General features: G+C 40.2%; 19 protein-coding genes. 8 read left to right on the top strand and 11 right to left on the bottom strand.

All coding sequences use genetic code 11. The annotated features are described in order from the left end of the window. Positions 1-25: 25 nt before the first annotated feature. Positions 26-847 (top strand): prolipoprotein diacylglyceryl transferase, encoded by an 822-nt coding sequence (gene lgt / locus BUW93_RS02810; RefSeq protein WP_081208976.1) that lies wholly within the window; start codon positions 26-28, stop codon positions 845-847. After that, positions 844-1,344, top strand: coding sequence for a DUF192 domain-containing protein (locus tag BUW93_RS02805; protein WP_081208975.1), 501 nt, complete (start codon positions 844-846; stop codon positions 1,342-1,344). Before lgt ends, BUW93_RS02805 begins: the two co-directional genes overlap by 4 nt. Positions 1,345-1,571: 227 nt before the next feature. Here BUW93_RS02805 and secDF read toward each other — a convergent pair whose 3' ends face one another. The 5 genes from secDF to asnB form a co-directional block, all read right to left on the bottom strand. Continuing rightward, on the bottom strand, positions 1,572-4,571 hold the full coding sequence (secDF, locus tag BUW93_RS02795; protein WP_081208973.1) for a protein translocase subunit SecDF: 3,000 nt from the start codon (positions 4,569-4,571) through the stop codon (positions 1,572-1,574). 165 nt (positions 4,572-4,736) lie between these two features. Beyond that, complete coding sequence (locus BUW93_RS02790; protein WP_081208972.1) at positions 4,737-5,663, bottom strand: malate dehydrogenase; 927 nt, start codon at positions 5,661-5,663, stop codon at positions 4,737-4,739. Between the two features lie 93 nt (positions 5,664-5,756). Further along, complete coding sequence (locus BUW93_RS02785) at positions 5,757-6,725, bottom strand: DUF6588 family protein (protein WP_081208971.1); 969 nt, start codon at positions 6,723-6,725, stop codon at positions 5,757-5,759. Between the two features lie 148 nt (positions 6,726-6,873). Then, the gene (gyrB, locus tag BUW93_RS02780; protein WP_081208970.1) at positions 6,874-8,811 is read right to left on the bottom strand and encodes a DNA topoisomerase (ATP-hydrolyzing) subunit B; all 1,938 of its coding nucleotides are present in this window, start codon (positions 8,809-8,811) and stop codon (positions 6,874-6,876) included. Between the two features lie 180 nt (positions 8,812-8,991). Next, entirely contained in the window at positions 8,992-10,614 is a 1,623-nt protein-coding gene (gene asnB / locus BUW93_RS02775) for an asparagine synthase B (protein WP_081208969.1), read from the bottom strand. Between the two features lie 265 nt (positions 10,615-10,879). On the opposite strand from asnB, the gene BUW93_RS02770 reads away from it, so the two are divergent. Further along, positions 10,880-11,449, top strand: a complete 570-nt coding sequence (locus tag BUW93_RS02770) for a DUF2911 domain-containing protein (protein WP_081208968.1) — start codon at positions 10,880-10,882, stop codon at positions 11,447-11,449. A gap of 45 nt (positions 11,450-11,494) precedes the next feature. Here the strand turns inward: BUW93_RS02770 and BUW93_RS02765 are convergent, their stop codons facing one another. The 5 genes from BUW93_RS02765 to BUW93_RS02745 all read right to left on the bottom strand — a co-directional run bounded on the left by BUW93_RS02765 (position 11,495) and on the right by BUW93_RS02745 (position 18,975). Continuing rightward, positions 11,495-12,127: a 7-carboxy-7-deazaguanine synthase QueE gene (locus BUW93_RS02765; protein WP_081208966.1), complete on the bottom strand. Its 633-nt coding sequence runs from the start codon at positions 12,125-12,127 to the stop codon at positions 11,495-11,497. Positions 12,128-12,193: 66 nt separating this feature from the next. Then, entirely contained in the window at positions 12,194-13,648 is a 1,455-nt protein-coding gene (locus BUW93_RS02760; RefSeq protein WP_081208965.1) for a M14 family metallopeptidase, read from the bottom strand. Beyond that, positions 13,645-14,328 (bottom strand): N-acetylmuramoyl-L-alanine amidase, encoded by a 684-nt coding sequence (locus BUW93_RS02755; protein ID WP_081209495.1) that lies wholly within the window; start codon positions 14,326-14,328, stop codon positions 13,645-13,647. Before BUW93_RS02755 ends, BUW93_RS02760 begins: the two co-directional genes overlap by 4 nt. A 61-nt stretch (positions 14,329-14,389) precedes the next feature. Beyond that, complete coding sequence (locus tag BUW93_RS02750) at positions 14,390-15,781, bottom strand: SusD/RagB family nutrient-binding outer membrane lipoprotein (protein WP_081208964.1); 1,392 nt, start codon at positions 15,779-15,781, stop codon at positions 14,390-14,392. Positions 15,782-15,792: 11 nt separating this feature from the next. Beyond that, positions 15,793-18,975 carry a SusC/RagA family TonB-linked outer membrane protein gene (locus BUW93_RS02745; RefSeq protein ID WP_081208962.1) on the bottom strand — a complete coding sequence of 1,061 codons (3,183 nt, stop codon included), beginning with the start codon at positions 18,973-18,975 and terminating at the stop codon, positions 15,793-15,795. A gap of 187 nt (positions 18,976-19,162) precedes the next feature. On the opposite strand from BUW93_RS02745, the gene dacB reads away from it, so the two are divergent. The 5 genes from dacB to BUW93_RS02720 all read left to right on the top strand — a co-directional run bounded on the left by dacB (position 19,163) and on the right by BUW93_RS02720 (position 24,163). Then, positions 19,163-20,461, top strand: a complete 1,299-nt coding sequence (dacB, locus tag BUW93_RS02740; RefSeq protein ID WP_081208961.1) for a D-alanyl-D-alanine carboxypeptidase/D-alanyl-D-alanine endopeptidase — start codon at positions 19,163-19,165, stop codon at positions 20,459-20,461. Positions 20,462-20,616: 155 nt separating this feature from the next. Beyond that, the gene (locus tag BUW93_RS02735) at positions 20,617-21,672 is read left to right on the top strand and encodes a S66 peptidase family protein (RefSeq protein ID WP_081208959.1); all 1,056 of its coding nucleotides are present in this window, start codon (positions 20,617-20,619) and stop codon (positions 21,670-21,672) included. Between the two features lie 40 nt (positions 21,673-21,712). Then, positions 21,713-23,248 (top strand): helicase HerA-like domain-containing protein, encoded by a 1,536-nt coding sequence (locus BUW93_RS02730; RefSeq protein WP_081208958.1) that lies wholly within the window; start codon positions 21,713-21,715, stop codon positions 23,246-23,248. Positions 23,249-23,264: 16 nt separating this feature from the next. After that, complete coding sequence (locus tag BUW93_RS02725) at positions 23,265-23,822, top strand: hypothetical protein (RefSeq protein ID WP_081208957.1); 558 nt, start codon at positions 23,265-23,267, stop codon at positions 23,820-23,822. 140 nt (positions 23,823-23,962) lie between these two features. Next, positions 23,963-24,163 (top strand): hypothetical protein, encoded by a 201-nt coding sequence (locus BUW93_RS02720; protein WP_081208955.1) that lies wholly within the window; start codon positions 23,963-23,965, stop codon positions 24,161-24,163. 67 nt (positions 24,164-24,230) lie between these two features. Here the strand turns inward: BUW93_RS02720 and ftsZ are convergent, their stop codons facing one another. Then, a complete protein-coding gene (ftsZ, locus tag BUW93_RS02715; protein WP_081208954.1) occupies positions 24,231-26,216 on the bottom strand; it encodes a cell division protein FtsZ in 1,986 nt (661 codons plus the stop codon). Positions 26,217-26,238: the final 22 nt, after the last annotated feature.

Raw genomic sequence — 26,238 nt, 5'->3', positions numbered from 1 at the left:
CCTAACTAACAATTAAATATACTTCATGTTTTTAAATGGCATTACCTGGAACCCTTCTGAAGGTTTGGATTTAGGGTTCTTTACCCTTCATTATTACAGCTTAATGTTCCTTATCGCCTTTGGTTTGGGATGGTATATAATGAAAAGTATCTTTACACGGGAAGGTATTGCCATAGAAAAACTGGATTCTTTATTTATCTACACGGTACTTGCTACCCTTATTGGAGCAAGACTGGGCCATGTAATCTTCTATGATTGGGAATACTTTCAAAATCATTTACTGGAAATCTTTTTGCCCGTAAGATTTGAACCGGAATTCCAATTCACAGGTTTCAGAGGCCTTGCAAGCCACGGGGCCGCAATCGGGATCATTATAGCAATGTATTTATTCCGAAAAAGAGTACTGGATAAACCTGTTCTCTGGATTCTAGACCGGATTGTAATTCCGGTTGCCAGCGGTGGTATTTTTGTAAGAATAGGAAATTTCATCAACTCTGAAATTATTGGAAAGCCTACCAATTCAGACTACGGAATCATCTTTGCCAAACTCGGTGAAGATTTTCCCAGACATCCTGCACAGCTTTACGAATCGGTTTGTTATCTACTCATCTTTATTCTACTTTGGTACTTATACTGGAAAACCGAAAAACGTTTTAAAGTAGGATACATCTTTGGCTTATTCCTGGTGCTGCTTTGGACAGTAAGATTTTTTGTGGAATTCATAAAGGAAGCTCAGGTAGAAGAACGCGCAACCTGGCTGCTTAATACTGGACAGTGGCTAAGTATTCCGTTTATTATTGCAGGTTTCTATTTTATGTATCGCCCAACCAAAAATCGCAGCCTATGATTCGCAAAAATCTTTTTTTAAGCCTGGGCCTGGCTTCGGTGATTCTTTTTTCTTCCTGTAAAGAGGATGGGGAACCCGAAAAAGAAATAATTGAAGAAAGTATTGAATTCACCAAAGAAGGTGAACTAAGCCTCATTAAACCTGAAGGGGATACCATAAAGCAATTAGATATTGAAATTGCCGATAGTGAATACGAACATGCAACCGGTTTAATGTACAGGGAAAGTATGGAAGAACTGCAGGGAATGCTCTTTATCTATGACGATGCAGCACCACGTGCTTTTTATATGAAAAACACTTACATCCCATTGGATATCATCTATTACTCTTCAGACAGTACAGCGGTAAGCTACTATGAAAACGCTGAACCTATGGATGAGACTTCATTGCCCTCTGGAGAACCTACACAGTTTATTCTTGAAATAAATGCAGGCCTGATTGAGAAATGGAATATTGAAATTGGAGATAAGATCTTTTTCGAAAGAACAGAAGATTAAACAAACATATTTTAACTAATAAAGACTAAAGCTTTCTTCCTAAAGGAAAGCTTTTTTTGTGGGTCACCTATTTCCTCAAATTGGATATTTAAAGCTAACATCTTTATCAACCCTATTCTAAATATACTTAATTCTTGAATAGAATGTTCTGGTATGGATCCAAACCAGAAGAGTAAAAAAAGGCTTCCCATAATTGGAAAGCCTTTTTCATTAGCATTAAATTATATTTAAACGGTAGTTTCAGTTTCTTCTTCAACTTTCTTTTTCTTCTGGATTTTGGCCTTATCGGTAACGCTGTCAAACATAACAGGCGTTGCTATAAAGAGTGAGGAATAAGTACCTACAATTACACCCACAATCAAAGCAAACATAAAGCCTCTAATGCTTTCTCCTCCAAAGATAAAGATAGCAAGCAATACTAATAAGGTAGTTAGCGAGGTGTTCAACGTACGGCTTATCGTACTATCCAGCGCCTTGTTAATAGTTCTGTCAAGATTCCAGGAGGTATGCTCATTTACATATTCCCTAATCCTGTCAAACACCACCACGGTATCGTTAAGGGAGTAACCTATTACGGTTAATATGGCTGCAATAAAAGCCTGGTTAATCTCCATACTAAAAGGCATCACCTTATAAAGCAGTGAGAAAACTCCCAATACTATAATAACATCATGGGCAACAGCAGCAACAGAGCCGATACTGAATTGCCATTTTCTAAACCTCAATAAGATATAAAGGAAAATAACCACCAGGGAGCCTAAAATTGCCCAGAAGGAATCATTCTTAATATCATCGGCAATGGTTGGACCCACCTTCATAGATTGCATGATTCCAAGCTCACGATCTGTCCCACCAGCAGCAAATTGTTCGTAAGTAAGATCGGCTGGAAGATATTCCTGTAGTGCATCATACATTGTTCTGGCAATTTCTTCATCTACTTCCGTTCCATCGTCTTCAACACGATAATTGGTTGTGATTTTAAGCTGATTATTAGGTCCAAAAGTTTTAGCCTCTGCACTTTCAAAAACAGCCACCAGATCATCCTGAACATCGGTAGGAGAAACATCCTGGTCAAAACGAACAGTGTAAGTTCTACCTCCAACAAAATCAACCCCAAGGTTTAATCCCTGCACAAGCAATGAGCCTAAACTTATAATAATCAAAATACCTGAAATAACATAGGCCATTTTTCTCTTCCCTAACCAATCTATTTTTACATTTCTGAAAAGATTCTTGGTTGCAGCAGTTGAGAACGGAAGTTCTTTTCCGCTTTTTGCGTATCCATCAATAAATAATCGGGTAATAAATATGGCAGTAAATAAAGAAGTAGCAATACCAATTAATAAGGTAGTAGCGAATCCTTTAATAGGACCGGTTCCAAGAATCAAAAGAATAAAACCTGTAAGACCGGTAGTAATGTTAGCATCTAAAATAGAAGAAAGCGCATTGTTGAAACCATCTTTAATAGCATCCTTCTGCACTTTACCCTTTGCAAGCTCTTCTCTAATCCTTTCAAATATAAGTACGTTCGCATCTACCGAAATACCGATGGTTAAAACGATACCGGCAATACCCGGAAGCGTAAGCACAGCACCAAGTCCGGCTAAAATTCCGAAGATGAAAAGAATGTTAACGGCCAGGGCAATATCGGCATAAACACCGGCTTTCCCATAGTAGAAAATCATCCAAAGAAGTACAAAGACAAGCGCAATAGCAAAAGACATAATTCCACTATCGATAGCCTCCTGACCTAAACTAGGCCCTACAATCTCACTCTGAATTATATCTGCTGAAGCAGGAAGTTTACCCGCTCTAAGTACGTTGGCTAAATCCTGTCCTTCAGTAATAGTAAAGTCTCCTGTAATCTCACTTCTTCCTCCGGAGATAGGCCCACTGGAAACCCCAGGAGCAGAATACACAATATTATCAAGAACTATAGCAATCTGGCTTTGATTGTTAGAGGCGAAACCGGTCATTTCTTCCCAAATTTTCGCTCCCCTACCATCCATTTGCATGGAAACTGCAATTCTACCTAATTGGTCGTATGTTTGCTGGGCATCGGTAATCACATCTCCGCTTAAGGGCGGAGTCATACTTCTATTTCCTTTTAAGGCATAAAGACCTACAAGATCTGCATCTCCTTCTGGAATTCCCCACACAAATTTGGTGTAACGTTGTTCTGCAGGCAGAAGAGATCTTACCTGAGATTTATTAAGGTATTCCATTGCCTTAGCTGTATCTCTGGCAGAGAAATAGGCTAAAACCGGTCCTCCCTGAGAACCTGGTGATTTAATTATATCGAATAATGGGTTGTTGCCAGTAGCAACATCAGATGTATCTTCTTCGGCTTCAGCCAATAGTTCATCAATATCACTATCTTCTGTAGTGGTAGAATCGGTTTCCTGCTGAGCTTCCTTTTTATCGCTCACTAAATCTTTCAGTCGATTATTAGCCTGTGCGAGAAAGTTTCCGAATTCATTGCTTTTATATACATGCCAAAACTCTAATTGAGCAGTACTTTGAAGCAGGTTCTGAACCCTGCTGATATCTTTAGCTCCCGGAAGCTCTACAAGAATTCTTCCTGAATTTCCTAAACGCTGAATATTTGGCTGAGTAACCCCAAATTTATCAATACGTTTACGAAGTACTTCAAAAGCTGAAGTAATAGACTCATCTACTTTTCTTCTTATAATACCTTCTACTTCGTCATTAGACATTTGAGCATTAATCTCATCGCTAAGCGATTTATTAAAGAAAGCATCGGGAGAAGCCAGCCTGGCATCCGGAATATTATTGAAAGCCTCAAAGAACAGATCAATATAATCTTCCTGACTATCTTTTTGAGCTGCATCGGCTTCATTCAAAGCACGGTTAAAAGCAGGATCATTGGTGTTATTGGCAAGGCCGTGAAGTATGTCTCTTACCGAGATTTGAAGAATTACGTTTATCCCTCCTTTAAGGTCTAAACCTTTATTAAGCTCTTTATCCTTTGCGTCATTATAAGTTATGCCAGCAACGATATCATCTCCTCCAATAGAATCCAGATAACGTTTTTCTTCAGCATCTCTTAAAACTGAATAATCTTCTACATCTTCACCAATTTTTTGAATGGCAAATTCTTCAGCTTCATTTTCAACTTTATTTGTGATAAATGTAAATGAAAGCTGGTAAATACATACCAGTCCAAATAAAATTGCAAAAACCTTAATCAGTCCTTTGTTCTGCATTATTCCTTAAATTATAATTAATTAGGTCGATTTTAAAAACGGACAAATATAGGGTTTCAAAAATCAAATCCCAATATTTTTTTTTGGAATAATTTAACTTTTGAACATAAAAAAGGCCCCAGAAACTGCGGCCTTTTTTAAGAAAACATTTAAACTTTTATGGACTTATACCTCTAATAACGCATTAGTCTTTTTCACACCTTCTGCGCTTTCTTTCATTTTAGAGCTTTCAGCATCGCTAAGTTCAAGTTCCACGATTTTTTCAAGTCCTTCTTTTCCCAAAATAGCCGGCACGCCTATGCAAATGTCGTTTAGGCCATATTCTCCTTCCAGCATTGCCGAACAAGGGAACATTTTCTTCTGGTCACAGGCAATAGCCTGAACAAGCGCAGATACAGCAGCACCCGGAGCATACCAGGCAGAGGTTCCCAGAAGTTTGGTTAGCGTAGCTCCACCAACCTTAGTATCTTCAGAAACCTGATTCAAACGATCTTCAGACAAAAATGCGGTTACCGGAACGGAATTCCTTGTAGCCAGTCGGGTAAGCGGTACCATTCCGGTGTCACTATGGCCTCCAATCACCATTCCATCCACATCAGATGGCGGGCATTCTAAAGCTTCGCTCAATCGGAATTTGAAACGGGCGCTATCTAAAGCTCCTCCCATTCCAATAATCTTATTTTTTGGAAGGTTTGTGCTCTTATGTACCAGGTACGTCATGGTATCCATTGGATTACTAACCACTATAAGAGTAACATCGGGGGAATGCTTAATAAGATTTGAAGCCACCTCTTTTACAATTCCTGCATTAATCCCTATCAATTCTTCTCTGGTCATTCCGGGTTTACGTGGAATACCGCTGGTGATAACGGCAACATCGCTGTTAGCGGTTTTGGCATAATCACCGGTAGTTCCGGTAATTTTAGTGTCAAAACCATTGAGGGTTGCAGTTTGCATAAGATCCATTGCTTTTCCCTCTGCATAGCCTTCTTTAATATCCAGCAGAACCACTTCAGAAGCAAAATCCTTAATGGCAACATATTCTGCACAACTGGCACCTACGGCACCAGCTCCAACTATTGTAACTTTCATATTTTATATTATATATCGATTAATATTAGTTTCCCACGAAAATACGAAATAAGGTGAATCTTTACTAATAAGAATGGGGTTAAAACCAAGGCTTTATATCCTAAAGTGCAGCCCCAGATTCATATTAAAAAAGTTCCCTGCCGTTACCATGGTACTTACTTTAAATTTATTGAAATATAAATTAAAACCTATATCTCCTTTAAATTGAAGCTCATTCTCCCCCAGGGTTTCAAGGGCTGTATTAATATTTCCTAAAAATGGCCCACTCCCATCCATAGCGTAGGCGAAGTTGGAATTTGTTGCACCAAGGGCCCCGAAGATTTCAAAATTTTCGTAGCGTTTTGAAGCCAAAGCCTCAAAAAGCCAGAGATCACCGTTAACATCAATTAGATCAAGAACGGCTACCTGCGGAATAATAACAGGATCGAAAGCATATTTCACTTCAAACTTACTATAGGTAATGAGAGCAGAAACCTGGAGATCCTCAGGCTCATTAAACCTAAAATACTGACTAAAATTATGTTTTATCCCTGCCCCGTAAGTACTAAAATTCACATCATCAACAGTCATTTCGGGCAGAGCTCGAACGGTGAATTCAGATTCAAAAGGCAAGCCCATGGTCACCTGGACAAAGGGGTGTGGAATAAGCCCCTTATCAACCCCTTCCAGGGCCTGAAACTCAAAATAATTCCCCATTACGCTTCCTTCGTAATAGATATCGGTAGTCTCTCCAAAGGCAGTTGGAACTTTAGCGCTAGACGCACCTTTAATATTAAGTAAACTTAATTCATTATTAGAAATAGTACTGCTCTTTTTACTTGAAGGTACAATAAGACCATTCCCATGAACAGAAACTTCAAACTTCCAGGGAGCAAGGCTTTGCGCAGAGGTGAACCATCCCGCACTGGCCTGATAAGCTGCCCCGGCTGCTGCCGGACTTGCAAATTCATCGGCTATATGAAGTAAATCCCCTACTACGGCATCTACATCATTTTGAGCTGTTATAAGATTCGACGAAATGAATAAAAGTAGGGTACAAATTGTTCTGGTTATAATTTTCACAGGATTGAGGTTTAGTTAATAGAGTAAAAATAGGAAAAATACTTTTCCCGAAATTTATGGGGACGAGAAATAAATGAAGAATCAAAAAGGATTCTCAAAGAAAAAAACCTGTGCCGGGCACAGGTTTTTCCTTTTAAACTTCTATAGATTATGCATCAATATTTGCATATTTCGCGTTCTTTTCGATAAACTCCCGTCTTGGCGGAACCTCATCTCCCATTAGCATAGAGAAAATTCTATCTGCCTCACTACTATTGTCTATATTCACCTGGCGCAACTTACGTCTTTCAGGATCCATAGTAGTGTCCCAAAGCTGTTCGGCGTTCATCTCCCCCAGACCTTTATATCGCTGAATTTGAACTCCACCGCTATAGCTTTCGGCAATTTCATCACGCTCTTCTTCACTCCATGCATAGCGCTTTTTATTTCCTTTTTTCACAAGGTATAAAGGCGGAGTGGCGATGTAAATATTACCCCCTTCAATAAGTTCTTTCATATATCTGAAGAAGAAGGTAAGAATAAGAGTTTCAATGTGACTACCATCCACATCGGCATCACACATAATCACAATTTTATGATATCTTAATTTATCGGTATTCAGCGCTTTACTATCCTCTTCGGTACCAATGGTCACCCCAAGGGCCGTATAGATATTTTTAATCTCTTCGTTGTCAAAAACGCGATGTGTCATCGCTTTTTCAACATTAAGGATCTTACCTCTTAACGGAAGTATAGCCTGGAATCTTCGATCCCTACCTTGTTTGGCAGTTCCACCCGCCGAATCTCCCTCAACAAGGAAAACTTCACTCTGCGTGGGATCCTGCTCTGAGCAATCTGATAATTTCCCGGGCAAACCACCTATACTCATCGCGGTTTTACGCTGCACCATATCACGGGCTTTCTTAGCCGCATTTCTCGCCTGGGCCGCGAGAATTACCTTTTGAATTATGGTTTTGGCATCGTTCGGGTTTTCTTCAAGGTAGTTTTCCAGCATCTCAGAAACAGCCTGAGAAACGGCTGAAGTCACCTCCCTGTTACCAAGTTTTGTTTTAGTTTGTCCTTCAAACTGAGGTTCTGCTACTTTTACTGAAATAATCGCCGTTAATCCTTCACGGAAATCATCTCCCGTAATCTCAAATTTTAGCTTATCCAGCATTCCCGAAGCATCGGCATATTTTTTAAGCGTAGTAGTTAAACCCCGCCTGAATCCCGACAGGTGCGTCCCCCCTTCGTGAGTATTAATATTATTTACGTAAGAATGCAAATTTTCGTTGAAAGAGGTGTTATAAACCATTGCCACCTCAACAGGAATTTCATTCTTTTCACCTTCCATAGAGATTACTTCAGAAATAATTGGCTCCCGGTTTCCATCTAAAAATTTGATAAATTCCTTAAGCCCTTCTTCAGAATGAAAAGTCTCATTTAAAAACTCACCCTTATCATCCTTTTCTCGCTTATCGGTTAGGATTATGGTAATCCCCTTATTCAGAAAAGCCAGTTCGCGCATGCGACTGGCAAGGGTTTCATAACTAAAATCTACAGTTTGCTGAAAAATAGTGGGATCAGGTTTAAAGGTCACAACTGTTCCTGCCAGCTCGGTTTCTCCAACTGGCTTAACCGGATACAATGGTTTTCCCAATTCATATTCCTGTTCCCAGATCTGCCCGTCGCGGTAGACAGTAGCTTTAAGATGAGAGGATAATGCGTTCACACAACTCACTCCAACCCCGTGCAATCCCCCAGAAACTTTATAAGAATCCTTGTCGAATTTTCCACCGGCTCCAATTTTGGTCATCACCACCTGAAGAGCAGAAACACCTTCTTTTTTATGCAGGTCGATAGGGATACCACGGCCATTATCTTCAGTTCTCACCGAACCGTCTTCGTTAATTGTCACCTTAATGGTATCGCAGTGCCCAGCCATAGCTTCATCTATGGAGTTATCTACCACCTCGTATACCAAATGATGTAATCCTCTTACCCCTGTATCTCCAATATACATTGAAGGCCGCATGCGCACATGCTCCATTCCCTCAAGCGCCTGGATACTATCAGCCGAATATTGTTTCTTGGGTTCTTCGCTCATATATTCTGTTAATTAAATTCGTCTGTTTTATATAACGAACAAATATAACAAAACCCCTATTTTTTGCTAGTCAAAGCCTGATTTTAAGCCTTTAAGTTATTAACAATTTGTGCAAAAAAAAGCCCGAAGAACAGGTTAACTTGAACCTGAACTACGGGCTTAACAAACCACATGTTTATTTTATGAAGCTTTAGCTAACTCTTCCAGTTCCTTTTTAGCGGTAGAAGCCACGTGGGAGGTGTTAGCCCTACCACTGGGATCAAGATCTTCCTGCCATTTTGGGACCCATCTTTTAACTGTTTTCGCTGCACTTTCCTGCGGATAATGAGAAGCAAAAATTTCACGATAGAAATAAGCTTCTTTTGTGGCCGGCGTATTATGCGGATATTTTTCAGCCGCCTTAGCCATCTCCTTATCACTTACACGAGCCGAAGCATATTCAATGAGCTCATCTATCCAACTGTAACCAACTCCATCACTAAACTGCTCTTTTTGCCTCCAAAGAACTTCCTCTGGCAAGAAGGGCTCTTCAGGAGTATCGAAAGCTTTTCTCACGATGTACTTCTCTACTCCATCATAGGTGACCGGCATTTTATACTTTGCCTGGGTTTCCATTGCAATTTTCAGAAAGGCTTTATCTAAAAATGGCACCCTGGCCTCAAGGCCGTGAGCCATTGTTGATTTATCCGCCCTCAAACAATCAGCAGTAGCTAATCTTTGAACCCTTCGTATGGTTTCCTTCTGGAATTCATCGGGAGAAGGCGCATTCTTAAAATAAAGATATCCTCCAAAGATCTCATCGGCTCCTTCCCCAGACAGTACTACTTTAACCCCTTTCTCTTTTATGGCCTTAGACAGAAAATACATTGGGGTACTCGCCCTAATAGATGTTACATCATAGGTCTCGAGATGCCATACCAGTTTTTTCAGAATTTCAATTCCCTCTTCTATAGTGAAATAGATTTCGTGATGCTCAGTTCCCAGAAATTCAGCTACCTTCCTGGCAGCAACCAAGTCTGGGGCACTTTCATCTAAACCAATTGAGAAAGAATGTAATTTCTGCCCACTGTCTTTCATCAATCTTGCCGCTATAGAAGAAGTTAGCGAAGAATCCAGGCCTCCACTCAACAACACCCCAAGAGGCACATCGGCCATAAGACGTTTTTTTGTTGCCGCAATAAGGCTTTCTCTAAGCTTTTTAAGGTCCAATTTTTTATCTGCTTTGGTATAATCATACCAATCGGGCTTATAATATTCTACAAAACCTGTTTTCGGGGTATAATAATGTCCTGGAGGAAAAGCTGCGAAACTCGTACATTGGTCTGCAAGTGCCTTCATTTCGCTGGAAAACCAGATCGCTCCATCTTCATCGGTTCCATAGTACAAGGGCTTAACTCCAATGGGATCACGGGCAGCGATAAAATCTTTACCATCTACAACAACGAAAGCAAAAACACCATCGAGTTTATCCACAAAATCATACCCGAATTCTTCATACATATGCACAATTACTTCAGAATCACCTGTTGTTCTGAATTGATGGTCCTTTAGCTCATTTTCGCGCAGTTCAGCATGGTTATAAATTTCACCATTGTGGATCATCCAGGCTTTATTAGTTCCCTGAATTGGCTGTTGCCCGGTTTGCAAATCCACAATCGAAAGTCTTTCATGACTTAATAAGTAGCCTTCCTCTGTAATTTGCAGTCCACTTTCATCTGGTCCGCGGTGAGACATTCTTTTGGAAATCCCACTCACTTTCTCTTTACTTAATCGCTCTCCGATTACTGCTAAAATTCCACACATAATAATTGCTTTAATATTTCAATACAAATATGCGCCGAGGGTTTCATTTTAAAAACAAAAAATCGTTTTTTGCTATTACATGAAAACAAAAACTATATTATTCGCATAAGTTTAAAAGCTTTACAACTAAAATTTATCTCAAAAAGTTTAGTTATGTAAACTGAACAGGAGTCTCTGCCTATTAATTATTGATGTTTTTTACAGATCCCTTCTGTAATTTTCACAATATCTCTTATATTTAAAGGAAAAATCAATTAGCAACACTATGAAAAAAATTTTTATTGCAGCTTTAGGAATTGTTTGTTTATTAGGAATTCCGCAGCTAAAAGCACAAGAGAGGGATACCACCTCCCCCAATTTCCCGAAGATGGACGCCAGCCCAATGGACCTAACCATCTACCGGGACAATAATAACGATGTTATCGCGCGGGTACTTTACAGCAGGCCCAGGAAACGCAATCGGGTTGTCTTTGGCAAATTAGTGCCCTACGGACAAGTTTGGAGAACCGGAGCAAATGAAGCCACCGAGCTCACCCTTTATAAAGACATGAAGGTGGGAGATGCTGTAGTAGAAGCTGGAACCTATACCCTCTATTCTATTCCCGAGGAAAAGAATTGGACTATAATTTTAAATCAGAAAACCCATACCTGGGGCGCTTACGAATATACCGACGAGGAGGATAAAGTAAGAATTACGGTGCCGGTAAGAGAGTCTTCTACGAATATAGAAAACCTATCTATGACATTTGAGCGTGCCAGCGATGGCAGCGGCACTAATCTTTTAATTGGTTGGGACGATAAATATGTTAAAGTACCTTTTAAAAATATAAACTAAGCTATAATAATGATGAATTAAAAAACGCCCTTACCGGGCGTTTTTTTATGGGATATTAAGATATTTATGAGTTTGGAGGGACACTTTCCACTTTGGATTCTTCATTACATAATCCACGATTAACGGCATCATTTTATCTCTTTTGCTCCATTCCGGCTGAAGATAGAGAATGCAATCTTCACTAACCTTCGCAGCCTGTTCTTCAGCAAACTTAAAATCGTGCTTATTAAAAATGATCATCTTAAGTTCATTGGCCAAAGGATAAATCTCCTCGGTTGGAAGTTTTTTCTTTTTTGGTGAAAGACAGATCCAATCCCACTGCCCGGTTAACTTATATGCGCCTGAAGTTTCAATATGAATTTTACTCCCTTTATTTTTTAAACCCTGAGTAAGCTGGGTCATGTCCCAGGTAAGGGGTTCACCCCCTGTCACCACAACAGTATCACTATGGGCTGTGGCATTTTCGATAATTTTTCCAATATGAGTAGGCGGATGCAGGCCTGCATCCCAACTCTCTTTTACGTCGCACCAGTGGCATCCAACATCGCAGCCACCTATTCTTATAAAATATGCGGCGGTTCCTTTATGGAAGCCTTCTCCCTGTATGGTATAAAATTCTTCCATTAACGGAAGCATAATCCCCTCATCAACCAGCGTTCTTGTCTCTTCTGTAATCATAGCGCGCAAAGATACGGAATATCCTTTTTTTCATCCCAGCTTTAGGCTGTGATTATTAAATGATGATTATTGACGCAGGATCAAAGCATTTTCTACGGAAGGTGTTTCTCCTATTTTAACCAAAAATCCGTTTATAACCGCATATTCAATCTTCCCATCTTTTTCGAGAAAAAAAGAATGTGAGATATCATCTGAAACCTCAAAGCCGGGAGAAACAAGGTTCACCGGATAATCGGTGAATTTCTCCTTTTCGGGTAAATTCTCAACCGGGATATAGGCATAAGCCATTTCCAGTAGTTTTTTAAAATTCAGTTTCCCGACCGCATCCAAATCACGTAAAATTTCGGGATACACCTTTCCGGAAATCAACTTATAACCTGAAAAGTTTTTACTGTTGTAGGCATAATTGGTAGATAAATCACCACGGTCTGCCACATAAGCACGATAGGAGTATTGCCGGGTTGTATCTTCCGGTACTTCACTGTGATTTATCCCCAGGTCCAGGATGTATTCATTGCCCAGTAACTCGTAAGTAATCCCGGTTAATTTCAAATCGTAGAGTTTAGAATCATTCTGCGGGATTTCTTCATATTCTGCTATATCCACCGTTTTATAATCTTCATCTGTAATTGCAAAAACCGCTGCGAGGATGGCAACAAAATTCAATTTTCTTATTTCCTGTTTTTCAGGATCATCAGGGTATCCCCCACTTTCAATTAAAATAGTGCTGGTGCCCCATTTCTGAATATTATCTCCAAAAGCACGGGGTTCAAAATCGTCATTATATCTGCCCACCTGCCCAGGTGCATAATTCTGGATCACATTATTCATAAGAACAATGAGTTTCATAGCGTCCCCCCGAACCTCATTAATGGATTTCTCATAATCATAAGCCGGCGCTAAAAATGAGATTGTTGCAGGTTTTTCAGTGCCTTCAGCATTATAATACCTACTCTGGTCGTGAAGATTAAACCCGAAATTGGCATCAAGGCTATCTCTTACTTTTTTCAAGGTTTTACTTTCTGGAGATTGTAATCGCAATGCATCCCGGTTCACGTCTATCCCTAATGCATTTCGCCTTTGAAATTTCTCAGCGCCATCTGGGTTAAGCATGGGCAGAAAATGCAAAGTCACGTTGTTTAATAGCTCTTCTTTTTCTGCTTTAAAATCCTGAGAATTGAGGAAATTAAAAATATCAAAAAGCGCCATGGTAGCGGTAGATTCATCTCCATGCATCTGCGACCATAACAGTACATCGGTCTCGCCAGATCCAATACTCAAAAGATTCAAACTTCTACCTTCTATAGATTCCCCAACTTTTTTAATCTTAAAATCAGGATTGTCTTCCTGTTTTTTGATCAGTTTTACAACAGTATCGTGAGTAAATCTTCTTTGGTTGATGCTTTCTTCTTTATACCTGGAATATTTTTCATAAAGCTCATTATAAAATTGAGTGTCCTGAGCCGACAAGCCGAAGCTGATAAGAAGAAGGAAGATTGATAGAGTATAAAGCTTTTTCATTTTTCTGAAGTTTTAAACCTGGGAACGGGTTTAAAATTAAACTTTTTAGTAGCATTTCTTACAGCAGTCATAAAATCTTCTCCGGGATCGGTTTTTTGAGTGCGATATGCCTGATCTTTTTCTTTCCATAGTGGATGATTCTCGAAGTTGGTATATTCATAATGACCTATTAGATAATCAATATCATATTTAGATGCCAGGTACTCCACCAACCAAATATTGGCATCGATTTGAGCCTTAGTTAAAGGTGGATCCTCTGTACCACCAACATTTTCCACACCAATTGCAACATGATTAAGCCCGATGACGTGTCTGGCCATAAGTCTTTCAGGCATAAGACGGTAAATTTCTCCATTGCGATGCACTAGAAAATGGGCAGAAACATTCAAATCACCCGCCTTTTTAATATCGGCCCTGGCCCCGGGTAATTTCACGGGATCAAAAGCATTGAAAGAAGCCTCCAGGGTGGGTATGGCCGTCCAATGTAAAACGATCATTTTAGGGTTTATCTTAGGGTCTTTGCTATGCAGGTTATAACGCTCCCTCATATAATCCAGGCTGAGTTCCCTACGCTCCGCATCAAAATTTATGGGTCTGTCTACAATTAAATAGGCTGCTTCTTTATTTGTTCCGCAGGAAGCAAGAAAAGCAAGCATAGCGATTAAAATAATTCTCTTCATATTTCCTGTATTAAAAAGGGCTGCACAAAGCAGCCCTTCTAATTTAATCAAAATTTTAATTCTATTCGTCCCACCATACTTTACCATAGATGCTATCTTCTCCACCAAACTGGCGTTGTACTGCCTCATTATAATTAGCCTCATTATTAAAAGCTTCATTATCTGGGTAGCTTAAACGGGTTGGTACTGCAGCACCATTTGGTTCTACCAAATCATTAGGAAAACCGGTTCTTCTCCATTCTGACCAGGCTTCATAACCAAACATATATAAATGAACCCAACGCTGGTTAGAAATTTTCTCAATGGCATTTTCCGGATCAAAAGCGATTTCAGGTTGACTAAGAAATTCATCTACACCATCTGAGCTTCCGGTCCATTGTTCAATGGAAGCCTCTACAGCTTCCTCGTAGTAAGTAGCTGCATCCCCTTCGGTGGTCCAGTTGCGGGCAGCAGCTTCGGCTTTTGCAAATAAAACCTGGGCATAAGTAACCAGGTAAACGGGTGCATCCTGGGCAAAAATTTGGGATCCAAGAAGTGAATACTCTTCAGTTCCTATGTTTTCTTCTTCACCAAACTCAAGCCCAACATATTCTCCTGTTGCTCTCGCAGGGTTACCATAAACCTCAAGACGTGGATCATCAACGGGTTTCATTTCTTCAACAAGATTTTCGGTTAGGGCCCACCATTCACGGTTACTGGCTACCACCTGACTATACCAGTAATTCTGGTTGTTAGCATCAGCCAAATGTTGGAAGACAAGATTATCATCATTCGAAGTAAAGACCCCATCTTCTAAGGCAGCATTAAACTCATCCTGGGCAGTACCTTCATCAACTTCCGAAAGCCTAAGAGCCATAAATAACCTAATGGTATTACCAAGTTTTTTCCATTTTGACATATCTCCTCCATACACAATATCATTATTAATACTTCCGGAAACCATCATAGCGTTGGCTTCTTTCAATTCATTAAATAAATCATTATAGATGAATTCCTGAGTATCGTATTCAGGAGTGAAATTTTCAGATCCCATCAAGGCATCAGAATAAGGTATATCTCCCCAACGATCTGTTAAATTCCAGTAAAAATATGCTCTAAGAATCTTCGCAACGGCTATCTGGTTTGCCACGGGTCCATCAGAACCGCTTAGATCGTCTGAGTCCAAAACTGTTTGAAGATTAGCCAGTGGCCCCTGGTAATATCCGTAAAAACTTGTGCTTTCCTGAGGATATAACGAGGTACCTACGTATTGAGTTTCTGCCAGATACTGGGCCATAAATTCTCCTTTGGGAGAAGAAGCAAGCCCAGGCAAATAAAGTTGGGCGTTAGCAATCAATTGGGTTCCGGAGGCCTGGTTAGGCAGGTTCGGATTTATATTGATATCTTCATCAAAATCACTACAACTTCCCAGAATCAAGGTCGACAAGAATATTATTATATATGTTTTTTTCATCGCTATAATTTTTAAAATGTGATGTTTAGATTAATCCCGTAAGATCTTACTGTTGCCAACTGCCCTGATTCGTACCAACTAATTGACTGACTACCAGTAGAAATTGCAGAAGGATCTATACCATCTGGAGCTTCCTGCCAAATCATTGCGGGATTTCGTGCTATAAGCGCCAAATTAACCGTATCAAAAGGAAGACTATTCATAAGGTTTTCTCCAAAAGTATATCCTAATCTAAGCTCTCTTAACTTAATATAGGAAGCATCATATAGCCATTCCTCATAGATCCTTCTTCCTACAACATTTCGGTAATAAGACCTGGCATCTACATAGGCTTCTACAGGTTGACCAGTTTCAGCAGAAATACCAGTAACTTTTACTCCACCTCCATCTTCAAGGGGATCTCTTACATTCATTCCCCGATCATTAATTGCTACCGTAAGTGGATCCTGGCCAGTTCTAACCCCCAGCATTTTGGAGCGGCTAAAGAATTGTCCGCCGCCCTGAAAATCGATCATAGCTGCGAGACTGAAATTCTTATAACGGAAGGCATTCTGGAAACCTCCGGTAAAATCTGGCAACACCGAACCAAAATTATGGGTTGCATCGGTATATAAAGGCATATTATTTTGATCCAGCAGAATTTCTCCGGTAGCCTCATCTCTCTGGTAAGCTTGACCTATAAGGCTACCAAAAGCTTCCCCTTCGTAAGAATTCAGGTAACTCGAAACACTTGAATAGGTAGTCGATCCATAGGTATACACATCAATTCCCGGAGCTAACTCTACCACTTCACTTCGGTTTCTGTTGATATTAAATACTGCATCCCACAGAAAATCGTCTGTTTTAATCGGCTGTCCTGTTAAAGTAAGTTCTATACCCTGGTTCTGTATAAGCCCCGCATTAATAGTACTTGAACTATAACCACTTGCTCCTGATACGTCAAGATTAATGATCTGATTTTTATTTTTTTGTTGATAATAGGTCAAATCCAAACCTAACCGATTATTAAAAAATCTAAGATCAACCCCAGCTTCATAGGAGTGAGCAAAAGAAGGTTCAATATTAGGGTTATTCAAATTATCGGGCACATATAAAGTATTTACATTTCCATAAACAGTACCAACGCCGTAAGCCGGGGTGGTTTGATATGGACTAAGGTCTGATCCGGCCTGAGCATAACTGGCTCTTAACTTTCCAAAAGTAAGAAAGTCAGATTCTATGAGTTCACTAAAAATCATACTCCCAGAGATAGACGGATACCAATAGGAGTTGTTGTCTTCTGGTAAGGCCGAAGAATTATCGTTTCTGATAGAGGCATCTACAAAATAGGTATCAAGATAACCTAAGGAAATCATTCCAAAAGCACTTCTAATTTGTTTTTCAAGCTTGTAAGAAGTGGTAGATGGTCTATCTATAGACGCATCAATATTATAAAATCCTGGTGCAGATAACCCACCAACAGTGGCTTGAGATAAATAAGTATAATTGCGGTTATAAATATTTCCTCCAATAGTTCCGTTTACAGAAAAATCTTCGAATTTCTTGTTATACTGTGCGATCAATTCATAGTTGAATTCCTTATTTTGATACTTCCCTACAGAGTATCCAGGTAAACTCTTACCGCCAAAGGCAGTCCTACCTTCAATATTCTGAGTATACATATCTGATCGGATCGCACCGGTGATATCGATTTCCGGCGTAATTTGATACTTCAGGGAAACATCCCCAAAGAACCTGTCCCGGGTATCTTCCGAGGTATTTTCATAGGCATCAAAATAAGGATTGTTCCAGTACAACGGGCTGAAATTAGTTATTTCTCCGGTTGAAGAACTGGGATTACGCAGGTTCCAATGAAGAAATGTTCCGTCGTCATATTTATAGTCTTTTAAACGGTTCATATCGAGATTTCTCTGAAACCACTGGTTGAAGTAAGCTACCCCGTATTCAGAACCCTGCCCCGGTCTTCTGGCATCATTCCTTGCGTAGTTAATGTTAGTTGAAAGGGTGAGCTCCTCAGAAAGATCGAGTGCAGCGCTTAATCCAAGGTTATTCCTATTCAAATAAGTGTTAGGCTCCACTCCTTCTATACGTGTGTCATTAAGACTTAATCGAAAGGTGGTATTCTCATTTCCGCCAGAAACCGTTACACCATTATTCAGGTTATAGCCAGTTTCATAATAATTTTCAATATTATCAGGGTGTGGAACAAATGGTGTTAATTGCCCGTAAGTAGGATCCTGTGGATAAAAACTAAAGACCTGCCTTACCGGGGTGCCATCCATTTTTGGCCCCCAGCTTTCATCAACGCTTATAGCTACATAAGGATCGCCATTAGGCAGCGTTGAGAAAGACTGACTTGATCCCGCACCATACATATTTTGTTTAGGCAAAAAATTCCCTGCTTTTTCTATGGAAAAAGAAGAATTAACCTGTACCTGCACATCCTTCACTCCCCGTTGACCTTTTTTGGTAGTAATCATAATTACCCCGTATTGACCACGGATTCCGTAAAGAGCAGAAGCTGCTGGTCCCTTAAGAACATTTACAGATTCAATATCACTTGGGTTAACATCCTGTCCCAGGTTTCCAAAATCTGCCCCGGCACTTCCCGAAAAGTTAGCATTGGAAATTGGAGTACCATCGACAACAATTAAAGGCTGGTCTCCCCCACTAATTGAGTTTACTCCACGTATTTTTATCTTCTGGGTTCCTCCCATACTGGCTCCCGAAGAACCGGTAACCTGAACCCCGGCAACTCTACCGGCAAGGGACCCCAGAACATTTTGTTCATTGGTTAAATTCATATCCTCACCATCGACTTCCTGGGTAGCGTACCCCAGGGATTTTTTTTCCCTGGATATCCCAAGAGCTGTCACTACTACCTCATCAAGTCCTTCCAAATCTTCCACCATTTCAACATTAATCGTGGTTTGATTGTTTACAGGTATTTCCTGGCGCTCAAAACCAAGCGATGAAAATACCAGAACAGCATCAGAAGCAACCTCAATGGCATATTCTCCGTCCATATCGGTTATTGTCCCCTGGTTGGTTCCTTTTACCAGTACATTCACTCCCGGTAACGGCATCCCGTCACTGGCAACAGTCACAGTACCAGATACGGTACGCTCCTGGGCAATCATACTGGAAATCTGAAAAATGGCCAATAAAGCCAAAATTGTAAGTTTGTTTCTCATTCCTCTAAGTGTTATAGTTTTGCTAATAATCCTTAAATATATATAAATTGCAGCTACTCTATAACTTAATCTTAACTAAAAAATAAAGTTTAATTAGATTTTTACGAAAGATATATTTAAACAAATAAATTTTATATAAAGTTCCATCCAATCACAATTCAGTAAAAAACACCAAAATTCTCAAAAGATGAATATTCGCCTATTATCACTTTTCGGTTTAATAATATTTCTTAGTTCCTGTTCGGTGTCAAAAAGAACTACTAAAAATATTGACAAGAGTTTCAAGGAATTGCCTGCTTTTAAACAAGGTTTTGCCGGGCTGATGGTTTATGATCCTGAAGAGAAGGCAATTCTCTACGATCATAACGGAGCTAAGTATTTTACTCCGGCTTCAAACACAAAATTATTCAGTCTTTATACAGGTTTAAAGGTCTTAGGCGATTCTCTCCCCGCTCTTAAATACACTATCAAAAACGACAGCCTTTTCTTTACCGGCACAGGCGACCCGTCGCTACTAAACCCCAACCTTCCCGATTCCGGGGTCATCACGTTTTTAAAGGAGCGTGAGGAAACCCTGGTTATGGTTCCCCCGGCATACACCGAAAAGCATCAGGGACCTGGCTGGGCCTGGGATGATTTCAATGCATATTATTCCGCGGAAAGGACTCCTTTTCCTATTTATGGAAATCTGGTGAAGTTCAGTTTTAAATCAGGCGTAGAAAAACCAGAGATTATTCCTGCAATATTTTCAGATTCAATTGTTAGCACCACATCGGAAAGGCCCAGAGTTAAAAGAGAAAGTGGCAGGAATGCATTTTTCTTTCAGAATTCAAAAAGAGAAAATAATTTCAGCCAGCATGTTCCCTTCCATTATTCAACAAAAATGGCTGCGGCTCTTTTAAGTGATACCCTTAAAAAACCGGTTTCTATAAAAAATTCTTCTGAAATAGAGTTTTCAGAAAAACTTTATAGTATTCCTGCAGATAGTATATACAAAAGGATGATGGAAGTGAGCGATAATTTCATCGCCGAACAAATTTTGCTAATGGCAGCACAGGAATTAAGCGATACGCTAAAAAGCGATATCGCCATTAAACATATGAAGGAAACCCATTTAAAAGATCTTCCCGACGAGCCGCATTGGGTGGATGGTTCGGGATTATCGCGTTATAATCTATTTACCCCGCGCACCATGATAAGTTTACTTCTGAAGATAAAAGAAGAAATGTCTCGGGAAAGATTGCTTTCACTGTTAGCCACAGGAGGACAATCGGGAACACTTAAAAATTTCTATAAGGCAGAAAAACCTTATGTATTTGCAAAAACCGGCACTTTACGCCACAATCATAGCCTTAGTGGGTATCTACTCACTAAGAAAGGCAAATTACTCATCTTTAGTTTTATGAACAGTAATTACACCGTTCCTACTTCAGAGCTTAAAGATGGCATGGAACAGATCCTGCTGCAGATTAGGGACAATTATTAAAAAATAAAAGGGAAGTAAATAAAAATAGCTAATTTCGGTTTATAGAAATTTTAAGGAATCAAACCGGCATGCTGCCGTACGCGAACCTGGTAGCATACTGAAACACGATTATAATTCTGTGCCTAATTCCCGAATTGGGATATAAATTATAAAAAATGAAAAGAAGAACCTTTGTACAAAATATAGGACTGGGAAGCCTGGCTTTCCCGCTGAGTTCTTTTTCAGACAAACTGGATTTTTCCAGAAGTAAGTCCTCTGAAATAGTGATTCCGAAAGCTTTGGAGCCCGGACAAACCATTGGAATAGTTAGCCCTGCCAGTGCGATTTTTGAAACGGAACCCTTTGAGATCGCCAAAGAATCTTTTGAAGCTCTGGGACTAAATGTAAAATTCGGGAACCACGTTAAAAAGCGTTATGGACATCTCGCCGGAAGCGACGAAGAACGCGCCGAAGAACTTAATGAGATGTTTCGCGATCCTGAAGTAAATGCGATCATTGCCCTAAGAGGCGGTTCGGGAGCGGCCAGAATTCTTGACAAACTGGATTATGAAGCTATTGCCGAAAATCCGAAAATTTTTATAGGTTATAGTGACATCACCGCCCTTCACCTGGCGATTTTTCAAAAAACCGGATTGGTAACATACCACGGTCCGGTGGCAGTATCTGTATGGAATTCTTTCAGCAGCGATCACCTCAAAAAATTACTTTTTGAAAAGGAGGCTGTTCTTTATGAAAATCCGGAGGACAAAGGTGATCAGCTCACACAAACCAAAAACAGGATAAGGACTATTAGCCCGGGACAGGCAACCGGGCAATTGCTAGGCGGCAATCTTTCGGTAATGACCGGGATTATGGGATCGGATTATTTCCCTCAAAACTGGGAAGGAAAGATTCTTTACCTGGAAGATGTGGGCGAACAGATTTATGCCGTAGACAGGATGATGACCCAACTCTATCTTGGAGGTGTGCTTGATAAAATAAGCGGATTTATCTTCGGAAAATGCAGTAGTTGTAAACCCGGCGGAAGCGGCTATGGTTCGCTTACCTTAGAAGAGGTTATTGACCATTATATTAAACCCCTTAATATCCCGGCTTTTTCAGGAGCTATGATTGGGCATATTGATGATAATGTAACCATCCCTAACGGAATTACCGCTAGCATGGATGCGGAAAAAGGCAGCTTTAAGCTGGAAAGACCAGGGGTGCAGTAAGATTTCCAGAACATTTTTATACATTTATAAAAACTCCATCTTGGGAAAATCAGAAGACTTTATTCAGCATATTCAGGAAGGCTATAGTCCCAAGGGGGATTTCATCCACCTGGGCGCGGCTATGTTCAAAGGGGAGACCTATGCCGATGCCGCGGTTAAAATTCCTCTTAAAACTATGAACCGCCACGGCCTGATCGCCGGAGCCACAGGGACAGGAAAGTCCAAAACCCTGCAAATCCTTGCCGAAAACCTCTCAGAAAAAGGAGTTCCCGTACTATTGATGGATGTTAAAGGCGACCTGAGCGGAATAGCTGAAAAATCGGCTGGGGGAGACTTTTTGGAAGAAAGACATAAAAAGTTAGGTTTCCCGTTTGAGGCCAGCAGTTCTCCTGTTGAATTTCTGACTATTTCTGAACAGGATGGGGTTAGACTTAGAGCTACTGTAAGTGAATTCGGGCCGGTCTTGCTTTCCAGGATTCTGGATGTCACCCCTACCCAGGCAGGGATTCTCGCGATAATATTTAAATATTGTGATGATCACCATCTTCCACTTTTAGATTTAAAAGACCTGAAAAAAATAATCCAGTATGCTACAGATGGTGGGAGAGAGGAATTTGAAAAAGAATATGGCCGCATTTCCACTGCTTCCACCGGAGCTATTCTTAGAAAGATAGTGGCACTGGAACAACAAGGCGCAGAACGTTTCTTTGGAGAACGCTCCTTTGAGGTGCAGGATCTTTGCAGAAAAGACAGCAATGGCCACGGCTATGTAAACGTAATGCGTTTAACCGATATTCAGGATAAACCTGCGCTATTTTCAACTTTTATGCTTAGCCTGCTTGCCGAAATTTACACCACTTTTCCTGAAGAAGGAGACAGCGATAAACCTAAACTTGTGCTGTTTATAGACGAGGCTCATCTTATCTTTAAAAATGCTTCAGATGCACTTTTAGATCAGATAGAAAGTATCGTAAAGTTGATTCGCTCAAAAGGAGTTGGTCTTTATTTTGTCACTCAGAACCCCACCGATGTGCCTTCAGAAGTTTTAGGACAGCTAGGGTTAAAAATCCAGCATGCGCTTAGAGCTTTCACTGCCAAAGACAGAAAAGCGATAAAATTAACCGCCGAGAATTATCCTCTTTCGGATTTTTACGATACCAAAACCGAATTAACCTCGTTAGGAATTGGGGAAGCTTTGGTTTCGGCACTGGATGAAAAAGGAAGACCTTCCCCCCTCGCTGCAACTATGCTTAGAGCCCCAATGAGCAGAATGGATGTACTCAGTGATTCAGAATTGGAAGAAAAGATATTTTCTTCGGCTTTAAGGAAAAAATATAATGAAGAGATAGACCGGGAAAGCGCCTACGAACTTCTGAATAAAAAAATAGAAGAAGCTGAGGCAGACAAGGCAAAGGAAAAAGCAAAAGAAGAAGACTTAAAACGGCAAAAAGAAGCCTCGGGAAGTGACCGGGGCACCCGAAACAAAAATAAAACCGAGGGAGCAATAATCAAAGTATTGACCAGCGCCTCCTTTATTAGGGGAGCAATGGGAATTCTGAATAAATTATTAAAATAAAAATCAATAAACCCATATGAAAAGTAAATTCTTATTAATCTTAATTTTAGCGATAAGTATTATTTCCTGTCAAAAAGATGAAGACAATCCTTTCCTGATCACCGCCACGCAGGTGGGGTCAATTAAAAAAGACCTTAGAATAAATAAATTAGACTCCATATTCCCTCAGGATTCCATCATTACTCAAACCAGCGGGGAACAACAATTGCGTTCTACCGATGAGATCAAGATTTTTGAAAAGGGGGGCAAGCCACTTCTTATTTTAGAACCCCTACAGGAATTTGATTCTACAAGCACTATTGGGTATATAAGGATATTGGACCCCCGTTATGAAACCAAAGCGGGCCTTAATATAGAAAGCACCTTTAAAGATATTGTAGAGAATTACAACATCTCCAGAATAGAAAACACGCTAAATGCCGCAGTAGTATTCCTCGATGAGATTAATGCCTATATCACTATAGACAAAAAGGAGCTTCCCTCCAATTTGCGTTATGACACCGACTCCAGAATTCGGGCCTCTCAAATACCGGATGATGCGAAGATTAAATACTTTATGATCTATTGGGATTAATTTCGATTAAAGGAATTTCTTGCTTTTCAGAAAAGTTAAAGCGACCCGAAACCTTTAAGAGTCAATCCTTAAGAAATGTTAATGATACCCCCTGTCTAAAATCTTTGAGTAACTTTATACTCTAACCAAAACACTATGTTATGATTAAAATCTTAGGAATCATTATGACTGTTGGCGGTGCAATCGCACTGGTTATGGGTATTCTGGGAATATTTGGCAGTATTGCTTTAATGCTGCATCCCTGGGCCCTAACCATAATTGGATTCATATTCTTTTTGGCAGGAATTTCCCTGATTAAAAGACGAAAAGATACCGAAGATATTGAAGCAGAGAAACATTAAGTTTCAATCCTGAAAAACAAAAAAGGTGCCTTAGGGCACCTTTTTTTATGAGCAGTTATTAGAAAGCTTAGTCTACATTATCGTGAAGAAAAGAATTATTCCTTCTGAAATGTAGTTCGTCATTTTCATCTTTACCCAGGCTGGTACGGGATAATTTTTCTTCTCCTGGCCTGTTCTGATCAAGGTCTACACCCTGTCTTTTATAAGCGGGTTGCTTTTCAAATTCATCGACCTGAGCCGCATTGCTTCTAAATTTATAATTAAACTCCTTCATTTTGGCTCTCCTCTCGGCTGCGCGTTCAATTAACACTTCTGAAATAGGATTATTGAAGGGATCTTCGTTATCCTTTTTCTCTGTTTCCGGCTGTGGGGCCACAGTTTTCTTTTCAAAAGCTATGGTCTCATCTTTTGGCTCTTCTTTTTTAGAAACCTTAGAATGCTCAAGAGAGCGCTCCAATTCCATATAATCGTCAAGGCTGTATCTCTTAACCCCACGTGCCGAACTTTCGGTCACAGGAACAATTTCTACCGGTTCATTAACCTCTATCTCTCTGGAGCTCTCAAAAAGATCGTGTTTTTTAACTTCTGGTTCCTGTTTTTTAGCTGAAGAGCTTTCAGAAGAAGTTTCCTTCTTCGGCTTCTCTTCCTGTTGATTGTTCAACGGAAAATCAAAAGTGAACATTATTTGTTCCTCACTTTCAGATTTTTCTTCTCCAGCTGTATTTTCATCCAGGCTATTTACTTCTTCTGAAGTTTCATTGATAATAAAATCATCGGGGTTCACCTCATCATAAGTAACTTCCAGGTCTCTGGCTGCCTGGGGAGTTTTTAGCAGCTCATCTTCCTTAGTCTGTATGTTACCCACCTCGTCCACTTCTTCCAGGCTGTCATCTAGTGTATGGACGATCTTTTGCTTTGGTGGCTGTTCTTCGTTTTTTACCTCATTTACAGGCTTATTTACAGAAGAAAGTCCACCTGTTCTTTTGGGATTAAGATCCTGCTCAGCCCTTTGATCGTCCTCAAGAGTATGAATTATTTTTTTAGCTTCAGTATTTACAATTTCATTCTGTTGCTCTACATTAAACCCCGTAGCGATGATAGTTACCGAAATGGCTTCATCCAAGGCTTCATCTTCTCCCACACCCATAATAATATTGGCACTATGCCCGGCTTCGGCCTGGATGTGATCGTTAATTTCACCGATCTCATCAATAGTAATCTCTTCAGATCCCGAAACGATTAGCAGTAGTACGTTTTGGGCACCTGTAATTTTGTTGTCGTTTAACAATGGAGAGTCCAGGGCTTTGCTAATAGCATCTTGCGCCCTACTGGCACCAGTAGCCTGCGCCGATCCCATTATTGCAGTTCCACTATTGCTTAAGACTGTTTTAGCATCCCTAAGGTCAATGTTTTGAGTATAGTGGTGGGTAATTACCTCGGCTATTCCTCTGGAAGCGGTGGCAAGAACTTCATCGGCCTTTGAGAAACCGGCTTTAAATCCAAGGTTTCCATATACCTCTCTAAGTTTATTATTGTTGATCACGATAAGGGAATCTACATGACTGCGAAGTCTTTCCACCCCTATCTGTGCTTGCTCGTTTCTCATTTTGCCTTCAAACTGAAAAGGGATGGTTACGATACCCACAGTTAGGATATCCATTTCTTTAGCTTGTTTGGCGATCACCGGGGCCGCACCCGTACCGGTACCACCACCCATCCCGGCGGTGATAAACACCATTTTGGTATTTGTGTCGAGCATTTGCTTGATCTCGTCAAAACTCTCTACAGCTGCCTGCTGACCAATTTCCGGGTTTGCTCCTGCTCCAAGACCTTCGGTAAGGCTTACCCCTAACTGGATCTTGTTAGGAACCGGACTGTTTTCCAGGGCCTGGGAATCGGTATTGCAGATAACGAAATCTACTCCTTTTATTCCCAGCTGGAACATGTGATTTATGGCGTTGCTTCCGCCGCCGCCTACACCAATAACTTTTATGACGTTCGATTGATTCTTTGGTAAATCGAATGCTATGTTTCCGAATTCTGTACTGCTCATAAATTCTGTTTTACTGGTTCTC

The sequence above is a fragment of the Salegentibacter sediminis genome (assembly GCF_002078605.1).
GTDB lineage: Bacteria > Bacteroidota > Bacteroidia > Flavobacteriales > Flavobacteriaceae > Salegentibacter > Salegentibacter sediminis.
Note: the sequence above shows the minus strand (reverse complement) of the source record. Positions and strands in the feature narration are given on the sequence as shown.